The following is a 15,061-nucleotide window of genomic DNA, read 5'->3' as shown; positions in this document are numbered from 1 at the left end:
AAAGACGGGATGTGTTCTTGAATTTTGAAACTGGGTTTCGTGAATTATTGGACGATTGGAATTCCCAATGGAACCGGGCTATACGCATAACCCTGGCGCAGAAATCTACCTTGCCCTTGAAAGAGTACCTCTATCGCGTTTACTACTATTCCGATTTATTGGATATGCACAATACAAAGGTTTCTAGGCAGCAGCCTGAGCATAGGGCCCTGAGTCGAGGGCAAAATATAAGTCGTATCGCTTTGCTTCTGTTTTTGAGTATGTTGATTTTTGTGCATCACTGGATCCCGGACGGTCAAAATCAAATTGAAATTCTCGGGCTCGAAATCGGGTGCTTTGGGTTTCGCGATTTGTCAACTTTTTTATTCTATGCCTCAAATAAATTTGTCCTATGCGTCTTAGGGCTTATATGGCTTTTGAATACCCAATACTGGTGGCGCGGGGCAATCCTTTCCCCTGTATTGCTTTATCTGTACCAGTTTTGGGAAATTTTTCAACCCATGCCCGTTTTAGAGAGCGAGGGAAACCTGAAAATCATGCCCCTGATCGCACTTACTATTTCAGCAGTAGCTCTTCTATGGGCGCTGATAAAGCGTATATCTGAGAATCAAGTCTATCAAACGTTACTGAAAAGCGAGCTGGATAAAGGGTTACGTGAATTAAGCAGGGAAAAGGCGAAAAGCCGACTATTTCAGATGCAAGTACACAATCCTGAAATTCTCTAGAACCCATTGGGACTAAATCCTTTTGGGTTAGGATCCTTCTTTCCCCATTTCCTCGGTGACCTCACGTAGCAGGTTCTTCAATTCTTCCTTTTGGCGCTCTTTGATTTTTGCTTCAATAATACGCTCAATTTCCTCCTTTTTATCCATAGGTAGGTTATCAAAGTCGAGGATATCAGCCGCCTGCATTGATTTCAGCATTTCTCCCGATCCGGTAAGTAACCAAACCACATTCAGGTCCGGGTAGGTGTTCAGGATATTTTCTATAACGTCACTCCCAATAGAGGCTTTGTTCTTTTGCATTCGAAGTGTATATCCATTGCTTGCCCCAATGGATAAATCAAACTGACGGGCACTTAAGCCTGTGTGTTTGATAAAAAGCATAAGTCGGTCGATCGTCTTTAACACGGCATCCTGCTACTTCGTTGCACAAATATACAAGGTTTTTTAGATTTTAGAAAATAGTCTAAATAGAACTGTTAAATTGAGAATATTGTAGTAAATAATTTGTATAAATAGAAAATAATCTATATTTTGACATTGTCATTTTTCGGTCCCTCATGTAACCCTAAAACTGACTTTATGAAAACAATTAAGCATGTAGAACGTCTTCAGCGTCTTCACAACCTTATCGAAATGGAATGCACCGGCTCTCCTGCACAAATTGCGGAAAGGCTTCGGATCAGTGAACGCACCGTCTATTATCTTATCGAACAACTGCGTGATTACGAAGCCCGGATCGGATATGATCGGGGTCGCAAAACCTATTTTTACAAAGATGATTTTGTGCTTGAAGTAAATTTTTCCATATGTATTGGAAGTCCGGATCAAGTTACTGAAATCCTCGAGGGAAGCTACTTTAAGAACCGTTCCAGGTCAGAAGCTTTCAAAAAACAGCAGTACCTCTAAGATCCTATCTGGGTTGTAATACCGCAAAGGGCACGACCATTTCCTCAAGGGATACCCCTCCGTGCTGATAGGTGTTTCTGTAGTATCCGGCGTAATAATTGTAATTATTGGGGTAGGCAAAGAAGAGGTCGTTCCTCGCGAAAATGTAGGAGCTGCTGACGTTTATGCTTGGTAAATGAAAATCGGATGGGCGTTTGCATTCGAGCACATCCTTACGTTCATAGGTAAGGCTTTTTCCGGTCTTATACCTCAAATTCATGCTGGTTTCCCGGTCACCGATAACCTTGGAAGGTTGTTTTACATTAATAGTTCCGTGATCCGTCGTGATAATTAGTTGCGTTCCCATCGCCTGTGCCTGCTGGATGAGTTCGAGAAGGGGTGAATTCCTGAACCAGCTCAGTGTAAGGGATCTGTAGGCTTTATCGTTGGAAGCCAGTTCCTTGATTACCTCCATCTCGGTTTTCGCGTGAGAGAGCATATCTACAAAGTTGTATACCACAGCGGTTAAATCTGTATCCCTGTGCGACTTGAAATGCTGTAGGAGGTTTTTCCCCTGTTTTAAGGAACTGATTTTATGATACTCCCATTTCAGGTTCAACCCAAGGCGTTTTAACTGGGCTTCCATAAAATCAGCCTCGTGCAGGTTTTTACCGCCTTCATCCGTGTCATTTTTCCAGAGTTTTGGATACTGTTTTGCCATATCAGCGGGCATTAGTCCTGAAAAAATTGCGTTTCGGGCATACTGGGTGGCCGTGGGAAGAATACTGAAATAAGCCGATTCTTCATTTTTCTTGTAGTAGGGCAGAAGGACTTCTTCAAGGATCATCCACTGGTCGTACCTCAGGTTGTCTATGACCACCAAAAGGGTAGGGCCCTTGGCCAGCGCCGGCACTATTTTTTTGCGAAAAAGGGTATGCGACATTATGGGGGCATCATCTGCCGTGAACCATTGGGGATAGGCCTTTTCGACAAATTTGCTAAACTGATTGTTCGCCTCGGACTTCTGGGATTCCAGGATCTCGAACATTCCGCTATCCTCAATGTGCTCGAGCTCGAGCTCCCAGAAGATCAATTTTTTATAAAGTTCCACCCATCCCTCATAGGAATTGACCATAGAAAGGTCCATGGCAATTTTCCGGAATTCTTGCTGATAAGTAGCCGTCGTCCGCTCGGATACCAGCCGGGAATGGTCCAGGTTTTTTTTAAGGGACAACAAAATTTGGTTCGGATTGACCGGTTTGATCAGGTAATCTGCAATTTTGGATCCGATAGCCTCCTCCATCAGGCTCTCTTCCTCGTTTTTGGTGATCATGACAACCGGAAGGGAGGCGTTGATTTGTTTTAAGGCCGTAAGGGTTTCCAGACCGGACAGACCGGGCATGTTTTCGTCCAGGAATACAATGTCAAAAGCCCGCTCCTGCAAAGCTTCGATGGCGTCCTGTCCGCTCAGACACTTTTCTACGGCGTAGTTCCGGTCTTCCAGAAATAGGATATGGGATTTGAGTAAATCGATTTCATCGTCTACCCAAAGGATGTTAATTTTTTTCATGACAAGATGTTTACGGGACGGGTAGTCCCTTAGAACCGGCTGTTGATTGATGATTCTGAAAGCAATTTTCTACCTTTGAGATCACAAAAACCGTTCCTTTGAAGCGATCTCCCAAGTTGAAACTTTTCAATGATCCAATTTACGGATTTATACCCATACCCAGTAACCTGATTTTTGATCTTATCGCCCATCCGTATTTTCAGCGGCTTCGCAGGATTTCTCAGATGGGGCTCAGTTATCTGGTTTACCCGGGGGCACACCACACCCGATTCCACCATGCCCTGGGTGCGATGCATCTGATGAATCAGGCAATTTCAATGCTCCGTCAGAAAGGGGTTGATATAAGTGATCGGGATGCGGAAGGCTTGCGCTGCGCTATCCTGCTGCACGATATCGGACATGGGCCTTTTTCACATGCCCTTGAGAATGAGTTGGTTCGGGGGGTTGATCACGAAAGCCTTTCCCTCAGGTTTATGCTGGAACTCAACGAGGTATTCAATGGGAGGTTGCAGACAGGTATCGATATTTTTCAAAAAACACATCCGAAACCTTTTCTGAATCAGCTCGTGTCCGGGCAGATCGATATCGACCGTATGGATTATCTCAAGCGGGACAGCTTCTATACAGGTGTGTCGGAGGGAAACATCAATGCAGAACGACTCATCGCCATGCTGTCGGTTCACGATGAAGACCTCGTCTTCGAGGCAAAAGGCATATACTCGGTGGAAAAGTTTCTGATGGCCCGGCGATTCATGTACTGGCAGGTCTATCTTCATAAAACAAGCCTGGCAGCCGAGCAGTTGCTGATTCGGATTATCCGAAGGGCTCGAGAGCTCATCCAGCTTGGGGATCTTGAATGTGATGCGCACTCCCTGATGTATTTTTTAAGGCAAACGGAAACGCGCGATGGTTTCCCCAAAGAATCCCTGGAACAATTTGCCCTCCTGGACGATGTAGATATTCTAGCGGCACTTAAACATTGGCGACAATCGACCGATCGGGTTCTGGCTTCATTGTGTGAGATGATACTGGATCGCAGACTGGTATCTATAAAAATTAAGGAAACCCCTATACCCGGAGACAGTATTCGCAAAAAATTGAAACAATTTCAGAAGGTTAGCGGATTAAGTGCGGAAGAGGCCTCCTACTTTGTTTTTACCGGGGAAATCAGCAATCAGACCTATAGTCAGGAATCCCAGGTACGTATCCTTCAAAAAAATGGAAGGGTATCCGATGTGACCAGCCATTCGGCCCATTTAAACCTGGAATCCCTTTCCGAAACCCAAACCAGATATTATCTGTGCTATCCAAAAAAAAGGATATGACAATTTTTCTTACTTTTGCCACATTCGAATCTAATTCTTAGCATTCCTTTGGAATTTACGGCCAGTCAGATCGCAGGCATCCTCGAAGGTGAGGTGGATGGTAACCCAGAAGTTGCCGTTCACAAATTGTCTAAAATAGAAGAGGGAGAAGCAGGTTCCCTTACCTTTTTGGCCAATCCAAAATACACGCCCTACATTTACCAGACGGAAGCTTCTGTTATTATTGTAAATCGGGACTTTACCCCGGAGCAGGAACTAAACTCAACACTGATTAAGGTGGATGATGCCTATAAGGCATTTTCTCAATTACTGGCTTACTACAATCAGGTGAAAAACAATAAAAAGGGTATTGAAAATCCGGTATTTGTTTCCGATTCTGCAACATATGGAAGCGATGTCTATCTGGGCGCATTCGCCTATATAGGAGCTAACGTGGTTTTAGGGGAAAACGTGAAAATCTACCCGAATGTCTACATTGGGGATAACGTGACCATCGGGAGTAATACGATCGTATTTGCCGGGGCGAAAATTTATTCAGAAACCCAGATCGGCAAGGATTGTGTCATCCACAGTGGTGTCATCATAGGAGCAGACGGCTTTGGGTTCACCCCGGATGAAAACGGGGAATTCACAAAAGTACCCCAAACCGGCAATGTGGTTTTAGAGGACAATGTGGATGTTGGAGCCGGAACTACCATAGATCGGGCTACCCTTGGGTCCACAGTGTTGAGACGGGGAGTAAAACTTGACAATCAAATACAGATTGCCCACAATGTTGAAATTGGGGAGCATACCGTAATCGCCGCCCAAACCGGGATCGCTGGTTCTACGAAAATCGGCAGGCATTGCATGATAGGCGGTCAGGTTGGTATTGTCGGGCATATCGTCATTGGAGACCGGGTGCGGATTCAGGCGCAGTCGGGAATCTCCAGGAATATTAAAGACGATGAAGTCCTGCAGGGTTCGCCAGCCATGGTCTACGGGGATTACAATAAATCCTACGTTCACTTCAGAAACCTCCCCAGATTGGTTCAGCGTATTGAGAAACTGGAATCGTCAAATGGCAATTAAACAATGACCAAACAACGAACTATAGCAAATGAGGTGACCTTAAAGGGTGTGGGACTCCACACGGGTGAAAAAGTCACTATGAAATTTGTCCCGGCTCCTGTAAACCACGGATTTGCCTTTAAACGGGTAGACCTGGAAGGGGAACCTATAATTGAAGCAGATGCTTCTTACGTCATAAATACCCAAAGGGGCACAAACCTGGAGAAGCATGGAGTGAAAATCCAGACTTCTGAACACGTTCTGGCGGCCCTTGTGGGACTCGATATTGATAATGTCCTGATCGAACTCAATTCGCCGGAACCTCCTATTATGGATGGTTCTTCAAAATTCTTTGTTGAGGCGCTCGAAAAAGCCGGGGTGGTTGAACAGGACGCCGCGCGGGAGGTATTTGTGGTTAAGGATGTCATCACTTACAGGGATGAAGCTACCGGAAGCGAGATTACCGTAATTCCCGCGGAAGAATACCAGATAACCACCATGGTTGATTTTGGGACCAAGGTCCTGGGAACTCAAAATGCGACCCTGGAACAGATTTCAGACTTTAAGGAGGAAATTTCGGATGCGCGTACCTTTAGTTTTCTGCATGAATTGGAAATGCTACTGGAGCATGGACTTATCCGGGGTGGAGACCTGAATAACGCCATTGTATATGTAGACAAGGAGATTTCTGAAGATACCATGAAGCGCCTGCAGAAGGCCTTTAATAAGGACAGGCTTTCCGTGAAACCCAATGGTATCCTGGACAACCTCACTTTGCATTATCCGAATGAAGCCGCACGGCATAAGCTATTAGATGTAATCGGAGACCTCGCGCTCATTGGAACCCGTATCAGGGGTAAGGTAATCGCGAACAAGCCCGGGCATTATGTCAATACCCAGTTCGCCAAAAAGCTGTCAAAAATCATCAAGCTGGATAAGCGCAATAAGGTACCGACATACGATCTGAACAAAGAGCCATTGATGGACGTCTCGAAGATCATGAAAATGCTTCCACACCGTCCTCCTTTTCTGCTTGTCGATCGCATCCTGGAACTTTCAGACACCCATGTTGTGGGCTTGAAAAATGTCACCATGAACGAGCCCTTTTTCGTAGGCCATTTCCCGGGAGCCCCGGTAATGCCTGGTGTACTCCAAGTAGAAGCTATGGCGCAGACCGGAGGGATCCTGGTGCTCAGCACGGTGCCTGACCCCGAAAACTACCTTACCTATTTCATGAAAATCGACAAGGTGAAATTCAAGCAACAGGTCGTACCAGGGGATACGCTTATATTTAAATGCGACCTTGTTTCCCCCATACGAAGAGGGATATGCCATATGCAGGCGTATGCCTATGCCAATGGTAAACTTGTTTCAGAGGCAGAGCTGATGGCTCAGATTGTTAAAACTAAAAAATAAATAGCATGAATCAGCCGCTCGCCTATGTGCATCCGGGTGCCAAAATAGCCAAGAATGTGGTTATTGAACCTTTTGCGACCATCCATAATAATGTCATTATTGGTGAAGGAACCTGGATTGGCTCCAATGTGAGTATAATGGAAGGTGCACGGATTGGTAAGAACTGCAGTATTTTTCCAGGAGCGGTTATATCGGCCACTCCCCAGGATCTTAAATACGAAGGGGAGGAAACCATCGTAGAAATAGGAGATAATACGACCATACGGGAATGCGCGACCATTAATAAGGGAACCTCTGACCGCCAGAAAACGGTCATTGGAAAAAATTGCCTTATCATGGCTTATTGCCACGTGGCCCACGATTGTATTGTGGGGGATTTTTGCGTTTTTTCAAATAATTCAACCCTCGCAGGACACGTGACAATCGGAGACTACGTCGTTCTGGCGGGTATGGTCGCTGTGCAACAATTCGTCTCTGTAGGATCACATGCTTTCGTGACCGGGGGATCCCTGGTACGTAAAGATGTGCCTCCTTTTGTAAAGGGGGGGCGTGAACCCATGTCCTACGTGGGGATAAATTCCGTAGGGCTGCGAAGACGGGGTTTTACAACAGAAAAAATCCGTGAAATCCAGAATATTTACCGCATTCTGTATCAAATGAATTACAACAACTCCCAGGCGGCACAGATCTTGGAAGCTGAAATGGAGGCTACCCCGGAAAGGGATGAGATTCTTCAGTTTATCCGAGACTCGCAAAGGGGAATTATGAAAGGATATTTTAGCAACAATTAAGCATGGCTTCTACATCAGATATCAGAAAAGGTTTGTGCATTCGCTACAACCACGACATTTATAAAATAATTGAGTTCTTACATGTCAAACCGGGAAAAGGCCCGGCCTTTGTGCGTACCAAACTCAAAAGTGTTACTACAGGAAAGGTTATAGACAATACTTTCTCCGCGGGACATAAAATTGAAGATGTTCGGGTAGAGACCCGTTCCTATCAGTTTCTCTACGCTGAAGGGGAAACCTATCACTTCATGAATACGGACGATTACAATCAGATCGCCCTTCAGGAAAGTGCATTGGACGCCCCGGAGCTCCTCAAGGAAGGAGAGATCGTCACGATCATGTTTAATACTGAGGATAGCATGCCGCTTTCTGTGGACATGCCGGCCAGTGTTATATTAGAGGTGACTCATACAGAACCGGGCGTCAAGGGAAATACAGCTACAAATGCCTCTAAACCGGCCACGGTAGAGACCGGGGCCCGAATCAATGTCCCACTTTTCATAAATGAAGGGGATAAGATTAAGGTTGATACCGAAAAGGGCGCTTACATGGAGCGCGCCAAGGAATAACGGAGAGCATATGAAATTCCCTAGAACTTATAAACTGGAGGAAATCGCCGAACTTCTGGGCGTACCCTTCGTCGGTGATGCGGCTTTTCCTGTTCAGGGAATAAACGAAATCCACGTGGTAGAACCGGGGGACATTGTTTTTGTCGACCATCCGAAGTATTACCAGAAGGCCCTGGAATCGGCTGCGACCATTGTTCTTATTAACAAGGAGGTTCCCTGCCCAGAAGGGAAGGCCCTTCTTATCTCTGAGGACCCATTTACGGATTTCAACCGCCTGACGGCACATTTTAAACCTTTTCTTCCTTCAACTGCCCAAATCGATCCTTCAGCAGTAATTGGGAAGGGTACGGTGATCGAACCGGGGGCTATTATCGGAAGGGATGTTCAGATTGGCAGCAATTGCATCATCCACCCCAACGTAATCATCCGGGAATCCTGTATTCTCGGGGACAACGTAATTGTGCAGTCCGGTACGGTTATCGGTTCTGATGCCTTTTATTATAAAAACCGGCCTGCGGGTTTTGACCGCCTCCTTTCAGGTGGTCGTGTAATCCTCGAGGATGAGGTGGAACTTGGTGCATTGTGCACGATTGACCGGGGTGTAAGTGGGGACACCCGCATTGGTAAAGGGAGTAAGTTGGATAACCAGGTACAGGTTGGGCACGACACCGTGATTGGTAAAAAGTGTTTGATTGCGAGCCAAACCGGGATCGCAGGATGTGTTGTTATTGAAGATGAGGTAACGATCTGGGGGCAGGTGGGCGTAACCAGCGCAATCCGCATCGGGGCCAAAGCGGTACTTATGGCACAGGCAGGAGTTTCTAAATCCCTGGAAGGAGGGAAGGGGTACTTTGGCAGTCCGGCGATGGAGTCCCGAAAACAGATGAAGCAATTGGCCATCATGCGACAAATGCCCGAAATCGTCAAACAAATTAAAAAACAATGAGTTTTCTCTGGGTCTGTTTTTAAGTAAGGCCTATTTTTGACCGAATAAAAAAAAAGAATATGAGCGTATTGGTAAATAAGGACTCTAAAATCATTGTACAGGGTTTTACCGGAAGCGAGGGCACATTCCACGCGGAGCAGATGATCGAGTATGGAACGAATGTCGTTGGTGGGGTGACCCCCGGCAAAGGCGGACAGGAGCACCTGGGCAAACCCGTTTTTAATACGGTATCGGAAGCAGTCGAGCAGACCGGAGCCGATACAAGTATCATTTTTGTACCACCGGCCTTTGCCTCCGATGCTATAATGGAGGCTGCAAATGCCGGCATCAAAGTGATAATTACCATTACGGAAGGAATTCCTGTTGCCGATATGATTAAGGCTTACGACTATGTTAAAAGCCGCGGTTTACACCTCATCGGACCCAATTGTCCCGGAGTTATCACCCCTGGGGAAGCCAAGGTTGGCATCATGCCGGGCTTTGTTTTCGAAAAGGGAAAAGTTGGCCTGGTTTCCAAATCAGGAACGCTTACCTATGAGGCAGCGGATCAGGTGGTCAGACAGGGACTGGGGATTTCGACGGCCATAGGAATTGGCGGGGATCCTATTATTGGAACGACCACTCGTGAGGCAATGGAGTTGCTGATTTCAGATCCCGAGACAGAATGTGTGGTAATGATCGGAGAAATTGGGGGACAACTCGAGGCTGAGGCTGCACGCTGGTACAAAGCAAGTGGCTCCGGGAAACCCGTTGTCGGTTTTATCGCTGGAGAAACGGCACCTGCAGGTCGGACCATGGGTCACGCCGGCGCTATCGTTGGTGGTAGTGATGATACTGCCCAGGCCAAAAAACAGATCATGAAGGAGTGCGGAATACATGTGGTGGACTCTCCGGCTCAAATCGGGATGAAAGTAAAAGAAGTTTTAAGCTGATCGGCTGCCGTTGTAAGCCTGACTAAATACACAATGCATATGAAAATGCTGGAAGGGAAAAAAGTAATTATTACAGGAGCGAGCCGGGGCATTGGCCGTGGGATCGCTGAGATTTTTGCCAAACAGGGAGCCGATGTGGCTTTTACCTACAGCAGCAGTGAAGGACCTGCTCTGGAACTCGAAGGTGAATTGAAGGCTTTGGGTGTTTTTGCCAAGGCATACAAGAGCAATGCAGCGAGTTTTGAAGAAGCAGAAGCCCTGGTCGGCGATGTCCTCAGTGATTTTGGCGGCATTGATGTGTTGATCAACAATGCGGGTATTACACGCGACAATCTCCTGATGCGCATGAGTGAAGCGGATTTCGATGCGGTAATCGCTACCAACCTTAAATCTGTTTTCAACATGACTAAGGCAGTCCAGCGCACCCTGTTGAAACAGCGATCCGGCTCCATTATCAATATCAGCAGTGTGGTTGGTGTCAAAGGCAATGCAGGCCAGGCCAATTATGCAGCCTCCAAAGCTGGAATGATTGGTTTTACCAAGAGTATTGCCCTGGAACTCGGTTCCCGGAATATTCGATGTAATGCCATTGCCCCCGGGTTTATCGAAACAGAGATGACCGAAAAGTTGGATGAAAAAACAGTTCAGGGTTGGCGGGATGCAATTCCCCTCAAACGGGGCGGTTCTGCTGCGGATGTCGCAAATGCCTGCCTTTTCCTGGCATCAGACCTCTCTGCCTATATTACCGGACAGGTCCTCAACGTAGATGGTGGCATGCTTACCTGATACCGTACGGCCATTCAAATCCCTTATTAAGTCCTAAGGTTACCTTTTATCATCCGCAATATATGTAATGCGGCTGGTCGGTTTATTTTCCCGATTTTTGTGGTCAGGACAGTATAATCGCCTAAACAGACGGCGGTCAGCAATTCTATAAAACCCCATTGAATGACCCTTGAAAATGTACTTTGGATCGCCCTGAGTGCAGCCCTGGCTTTCGGGTTAGCCTGGTTTAGCTATTTCTATAAATCAGGAAAAACACCTTACAGATACCTTTTAGCCTCCCTCAGGTTTTTAGGTATTCTGGGGGCTCTGTTGCTTCTCGTTCCTTTGCAACTCGAAAAGAACACGGTTACGACCCAACCACATCGCCTCATGCTCCTTCTGGACAATAGCGCCTCTGCCGGGCGCAGCCCATCCCGTGAGGAGCTTTTAAGTGTCCGGGATTTTTTCAGGGAAGACACGGACCTGTCGCAGCGCTTCGATCTGGAAACGTATACTTTCGGGGGAGGGGTCCGGCCTTCGGATACTCTGGATTTTTCAGAGAAACGCACGGATATCTCTGCAGCCATCCAAACACTGTCTAAAGCCCATTTGGACGGAAACAGCAGTTTGGTGTTAGTCACAGATGGGATTCAAAATCAGGGAAAGGGCATTACCCCTTCAGCTTCGGGGTCCACCACCGTTTTCCCGATTGTAGTAGGGGATACAACAGCATACAGGGATATTCGGATCGATGGTTTAAATGCCAACCGATACGCCTTTTTACGGAATCAGTATCCGATTGAGATCCTTATTTCATATCGCGGGGCCGAGCCTGTAAATACCAATATTGTCCTAAGGGATAATGGAAAACAGGTATACGGTTCTACCCTTCGAATGTCTGCCGGACGGGCCACGGAGCGCATCTCGGTTTTATTGACCGCTGAAGAGGTGGGCTTTCACTCCCTTACTGCAGAGGTCTCGGCCCTCGAAAATGAACGCAATACCCGGAACAACCGCCTGACAACGGGGATTGAAATTATCGATGAGACCACCAGGGTACGTATTGTATCCAATCGGTCTCACCCGGATATCGGTGCCCTTACCCGGTCTATAGAAGCCAATGAACAGCGGCAGGTGTCCTTCATTAAACCAGAGGAAGTTCCGGCATACGCCACTGAAACGGATATTTGGATCTTTTATCAACCAGATCCGTCCTTCAGGAGAGCTTATGAAACTATAGCGAATTCACGTAAGCCTTTGCTTACGATCGCCGGGGACCTTGCAAATTGGAATTTCCTGAACTCTGTGCAAACGGCATTCCGACTGGAGGATTCCGGGCCTTCTGAGGAACTCCTGCCCGTTTCCAATGCCGCCTTCGCCTATTTTGATGCGAGTGAATGGGATGTCAGTGGTTATCCACCCCTCTCAGGAGATCTGGGGGAATACCTGATTCTTCAGCCGAATGAGGAGTTGCTTGGCCAGCGGGTTCGTGGAGTCGCATTGAACCAGCCCCTTATGGCGCTATTGAAAGGGTCCGACCGACGCGAGGCGGTCATCTTCGGAAGTGGGATTTGGAAGTGGCGGATGCACTCCTTTAAGCGGGATGCTAATTTCGAGAATTTTGATGCGCTATTTAGCAAAATCTGGTTGTTCCTGGGTGCAGGAAAAGAAAGCGAACGCCTCAACCTTGAATATGAAAGCTTGTTGGACGGACAACAGGCTGCAGTCATCCGGGCCCGGTTTTTTGATGAAGCCCTCCGCTTCGATCCGACAGCACGGCTCAGGCTTGACCTGAAAGACAGTACGGGTACCGTTATGAATTCGTTTCCCATGGCCCTGGCAAGGGGCGAGTATCAGGCGGATATCAGCAATCTGCCCCCCGGGACCTATGCCTTTGACGTTCAGGTATTGGATACCGATTACAGGAGGTCAGGCCAGTTCCGCATGCAGGAATTCGATCTGGAAAACCAGCAGGTCCGCAGTGATCCGGAGTCCTTGATGGCACTCGCAGAATCGAGTGGGGGAGGTTTGTATTATCCATCCCAGCTGAATGATCTTAAAGATAGTCTGATGACTTCAGAACGCTTTCGACCCATAAGCCGAACCCAGAGAAATGTAGTATCTTTGATAGATTTCCGCTGGCTCCTCGGGTTTGTGGTTGCGACTCTGGGAATTGAGTGGTTTATCAGGAAGTACAACGGATTATTATAAAAAAAAAGCAAATGGATAAATTACCTAAAATAGCATTACCGACAATTTTACTTATTATCGTAGCAATTATTCTGGTCAGTAAATCGGCCATTGTCATCGGCTCTGGTGAGGCAGGTGTTTTGTACAAAACATTTGGTGAAGGGGTTGTTATCGATGAGCCGCCATTGGGGGAAGGCTTTCACCTGGTTGCTCCCTGGAACAAAGTCTTTATTTACGAAGTTCGCCAGCAGGAAGTCTTTGAGAAAATGAAAGTACTCTCCAGCAACGGATTGGATATTCAACTCGATGCCTCTGCCTGGTTCCAGCCCAGATTTCAGGATTTAGGCCGGCTTCACCAGGAGAAAGGGGATCAGTACAAGGAACGTATTTTGCTACCCGCAATCCGCTCTGCGGCGCGTTCAGTTGTGGGCCGATATACTCCGGAAGATTTGTATTCCACCAAGCGGGATGCCATCCAAAATGAAATTTTTGAGGAAACCAAACGAATCGTAGAAGATCAGTACATCCAGTTAAACGAAGTGCTGGTGCGCGACGTAACCCTGCCCGCGACGATCAAGGACGCTATTGAGCGTAAGCTCAAGCAGGAACAGGAGTCCCTGGAATATGAGTTCCGCCTGGTCAGTGCCGATAAGGAAGCACAGCGGCAGCGTATCGAAGCCCAGGGTAAGGCAGATGCGAACCGTATCCTGAGCGCATCCCTGACCGATAAGATCCTACAGGATAAAGGGATCGAAGCCACACTGAAACTCTCAGAGTCGCCTAATGCCAAAGTGGTCGTGGTTGGTTCGGGAGATTCGGGGTTACCCCTGATTTTAGGAAATAATTAATAGGTTACAGTTTTTGAGTTTCTGAAACTATCCCTTATTTTTGTCGTGAGATGAAAAAAACAAGATTACATCACCACTTTACTATCGGCGCTCAGGCGTGGTAGGGAAGATGTGTTGTGAATCCATCATATTCCGAAACCCCGTTTGAGTGATCAAACGGGGTTTTTTATCGTAAAAAATTTGCAGGAAATGGAAACGATTAAAGTAGCGGTCCAGAAAAGTGGACGCCTGAATGAGGATTCCCTGAGAATCCTCAAGGATTGCGGTATTTCTATTGACAATGGAAGGGACCAGTTGCGCGCTTCGGCACGGAACTTTCCCATGGAGGTTTTCTACCTTCGCAACGGCGATATTCCCCAGTACCTCAAGGATGGGGTAGTGGATATCGCAATTATCGGGGAGAATGTCCTGATAGAAAAAGGAGCCGATATCCCTGTAGTCGAAAAACTTGGGTTTTCAAGGTGCCGGGTTTCTATTGCCGTTCCCAAAAACGTGGAATACAATTCGATCAATGACCTTGAGGGAAAACGCATTGCGACCTCTTATCCGAATACTGTATTGCAATACCTCAATCAGAAAGGGGTAACCTCGGATTTACACATTATCAATGGTTCGGTGGAAATCGCCCCGAATATCGGTCTTGCGGATGCCGTTTGCGATATCGTTTCCAGCGGCAGTACACTCTTTAAAAATAACCTGAAAGAAGTTGAAGTCCTGCTGCAAAGTGAAGCCGTACTGGCGGTTTCGCCTAAGGCGGGGGCGAAACAGCATAAAATACTGGAACAATTGCGTTTCCGTCTTCAATCTGTTCTGGAGGCCCGAAACAACCGGTACGTACTCATGAATGCGCCCAATGAAAGCCTGGAAGCTATCATATCGCTTTTACCGGGAATGCGGAGCCCAACTGTTTTACCACTGGCAGAAAGTGGCTGGAGCTCCATTCACACGGTTATTAACAAGGACCGGTTTTGGGAAGTACTCGACCAGGTAAAGAAAGAAGGAGCAGAGGGCATTCTGGTATGCCCTATAGAAAAGATGATCGTCTGATT

15 protein-coding genes are annotated in these 15,061 nt (G+C 47.0%); 13 read left to right on the top strand and 2 right to left on the bottom strand.

The features are described from left to right. Positions 1-17 precede the first annotated feature (17 nt). Positions 18-725, top strand: a complete 708-nt coding sequence (locus tag QU605_RS10005) for a hypothetical protein (protein ID WP_289725168.1) — start codon at positions 18-20, stop codon at positions 723-725. 27 nt (positions 726-752) lie between these two features. Here the strand turns inward: QU605_RS10005 and QU605_RS10000 are convergent, their stop codons facing one another. Next, positions 753-1,106: a hypothetical protein gene (locus QU605_RS10000; RefSeq protein ID WP_353655883.1), complete on the bottom strand. Its 354-nt coding sequence runs from the start codon at positions 1,104-1,106 to the stop codon at positions 753-755. Between the two features lie 198 nt (positions 1,107-1,304). Here QU605_RS10000 and QU605_RS09995 point away from each other — a divergent pair, with 198 nt between their 5' ends. Continuing rightward, complete coding sequence (locus tag QU605_RS09995) at positions 1,305-1,631, top strand: DNA-binding protein (RefSeq protein WP_289725166.1); 327 nt, start codon at positions 1,305-1,307, stop codon at positions 1,629-1,631. A gap of 4 nt (positions 1,632-1,635) precedes the next feature. Here QU605_RS09995 and porX read toward each other — a convergent pair whose 3' ends face one another. Then, positions 1,636-3,180 (bottom strand): T9SS response regulator signal transducer PorX, encoded by a 1,545-nt coding sequence (gene porX / locus QU605_RS09990; protein ID WP_289725165.1) that lies wholly within the window; start codon positions 3,178-3,180, stop codon positions 1,636-1,638. 98 nt (positions 3,181-3,278) lie between these two features. On the opposite strand from porX, the gene QU605_RS09985 reads away from it, so the two are divergent. The 11 genes from QU605_RS09985 to hisG all read left to right on the top strand — a co-directional run bounded on the left by QU605_RS09985 (position 3,279) and on the right by hisG (position 15,059). Next, entirely contained in the window at positions 3,279-4,505 is a 1,227-nt protein-coding gene (locus tag QU605_RS09985) for an HD domain-containing protein (RefSeq protein WP_289725164.1), read from the top strand. Positions 4,506-4,553: 48 nt separating this feature from the next. After that, a complete protein-coding gene (gene lpxD, locus QU605_RS09980; protein WP_289725163.1) occupies positions 4,554-5,576 on the top strand; it encodes a UDP-3-O-(3-hydroxymyristoyl)glucosamine N-acyltransferase in 1,023 nt (340 codons plus the stop codon). A gap of 3 nt (positions 5,577-5,579) precedes the next feature. Further along, the gene (locus tag QU605_RS09975) at positions 5,580-6,971 is read left to right on the top strand and encodes a bifunctional UDP-3-O-[3-hydroxymyristoyl] N-acetylglucosamine deacetylase/3-hydroxyacyl-ACP dehydratase (RefSeq protein WP_289725162.1); all 1,392 of its coding nucleotides are present in this window, start codon (positions 5,580-5,582) and stop codon (positions 6,969-6,971) included. A 5-nt stretch (positions 6,972-6,976) separates the two neighbouring features. Further along, a complete protein-coding gene (gene lpxA / locus QU605_RS09970; protein ID WP_289725161.1) occupies positions 6,977-7,762 on the top strand; it encodes an acyl-ACP--UDP-N-acetylglucosamine O-acyltransferase in 786 nt (261 codons plus the stop codon). A gap of 2 nt (positions 7,763-7,764) precedes the next feature. Further along, the gene (efp, locus tag QU605_RS09965) at positions 7,765-8,331 is read left to right on the top strand and encodes an elongation factor P (RefSeq protein ID WP_289725160.1); all 567 of its coding nucleotides are present in this window, start codon (positions 7,765-7,767) and stop codon (positions 8,329-8,331) included. Positions 8,332-8,341: 10 nt separating this feature from the next. Continuing rightward, positions 8,342-9,277, top strand: a complete 936-nt coding sequence (locus tag QU605_RS09960; RefSeq protein WP_289725159.1) for a UDP-3-O-(3-hydroxymyristoyl)glucosamine N-acyltransferase — start codon at positions 8,342-8,344, stop codon at positions 9,275-9,277. A gap of 59 nt (positions 9,278-9,336) precedes the next feature. Further along, positions 9,337-10,209 carry a succinate--CoA ligase subunit alpha gene (gene sucD, locus QU605_RS09955; protein WP_289725158.1) on the top strand — a complete coding sequence of 291 codons (873 nt, stop codon included), beginning with the start codon at positions 9,337-9,339 and terminating at the stop codon, positions 10,207-10,209. Positions 10,210-10,248: 39 nt separating this feature from the next. Continuing rightward, entirely contained in the window at positions 10,249-10,995 is a 747-nt protein-coding gene (fabG, locus tag QU605_RS09950; RefSeq protein WP_289725157.1) for a 3-oxoacyl-[acyl-carrier-protein] reductase, read from the top strand. Between the two features lie 162 nt (positions 10,996-11,157). Further along, positions 11,158-13,185 carry a VWA domain-containing protein gene (locus QU605_RS09945; RefSeq protein ID WP_289725156.1) on the top strand — a complete coding sequence of 676 codons (2,028 nt, stop codon included), beginning with the start codon at positions 11,158-11,160 and terminating at the stop codon, positions 13,183-13,185. Between the two features lie 11 nt (positions 13,186-13,196). Then, a complete protein-coding gene (locus QU605_RS09940; protein ID WP_289725155.1) occupies positions 13,197-14,012 on the top strand; it encodes a prohibitin family protein in 816 nt (271 codons plus the stop codon). Positions 14,013-14,201: 189 nt separating this feature from the next. Next, on the top strand, positions 14,202-15,059 hold the full coding sequence (gene hisG / locus QU605_RS09935) for an ATP phosphoribosyltransferase (protein WP_289725154.1): 858 nt from the start codon (positions 14,202-14,204) through the stop codon (positions 15,057-15,059). The last annotated feature ends 2 nt before the right edge of the window (positions 15,060-15,061 follow it).

The sequence above is a fragment of the Robiginitalea aurantiaca genome (assembly GCF_030380815.1).
In the GTDB taxonomy this organism is placed as follows: Bacteria; Bacteroidota; Bacteroidia; order Flavobacteriales; family Flavobacteriaceae; genus Robiginitalea; species Robiginitalea aurantiaca.
The sequence above is the reverse complement of the archived record's forward strand: the minus strand, read 5'-3'. Positions and strand labels throughout refer to the sequence as shown.

Bases quoted from the DNA above. Each gene is read 5' to 3' on its own strand.
- QU605_RS09975 (WP_289725162.1), top strand. From the start codon at position 5,580: ATGACCAAACAACGAACTATAGCAAATGAGGTGACCTTAAAGGGTGTG.
- fabG (WP_289725157.1), top strand. From the start codon at position 10,249: ATGAAAATGCTGGAAGGGAAAAAAGTAATTATTACAGGAGCGAGCCGG.
- lpxA (WP_289725161.1), top strand. From the start codon at position 6,977: ATGAATCAGCCGCTCGCCTATGTGCATCCGGGTGCCAAAATAGCCAAG.
- QU605_RS09960 (WP_289725159.1), top strand. From the start codon at position 8,342: ATGAAATTCCCTAGAACTTATAAACTGGAGGAAATCGCCGAACTTCTG.
- efp (WP_289725160.1), top strand. From the start codon at position 7,765: ATGGCTTCTACATCAGATATCAGAAAAGGTTTGTGCATTCGCTACAAC.
- porX (WP_289725165.1), bottom strand. From the start codon at position 3,180: ATGAAAAAAATTAACATCCTTTGGGTAGACGATGAAATCGATTTACTC.
- hisG (WP_289725154.1), top strand. From the start codon at position 14,202: ATGGAAACGATTAAAGTAGCGGTCCAGAAAAGTGGACGCCTGAATGAG.
- QU605_RS09945 (WP_289725156.1), top strand. From the start codon at position 11,158: ATGACCCTTGAAAATGTACTTTGGATCGCCCTGAGTGCAGCCCTGGCT.
- QU605_RS09940 (WP_289725155.1), top strand. From the start codon at position 13,197: ATGGATAAATTACCTAAAATAGCATTACCGACAATTTTACTTATTATC.
- sucD (WP_289725158.1), top strand. From the start codon at position 9,337: ATGAGCGTATTGGTAAATAAGGACTCTAAAATCATTGTACAGGGTTTT.
- QU605_RS10000 (WP_353655883.1), bottom strand. From the start codon at position 1,106: ATGCTTTTTATCAAACACACAGGCTTAAGTGCCCGTCAGTTTGATTTA.
- QU605_RS09995 (WP_289725166.1), top strand. From the start codon at position 1,305: ATGAAAACAATTAAGCATGTAGAACGTCTTCAGCGTCTTCACAACCTT.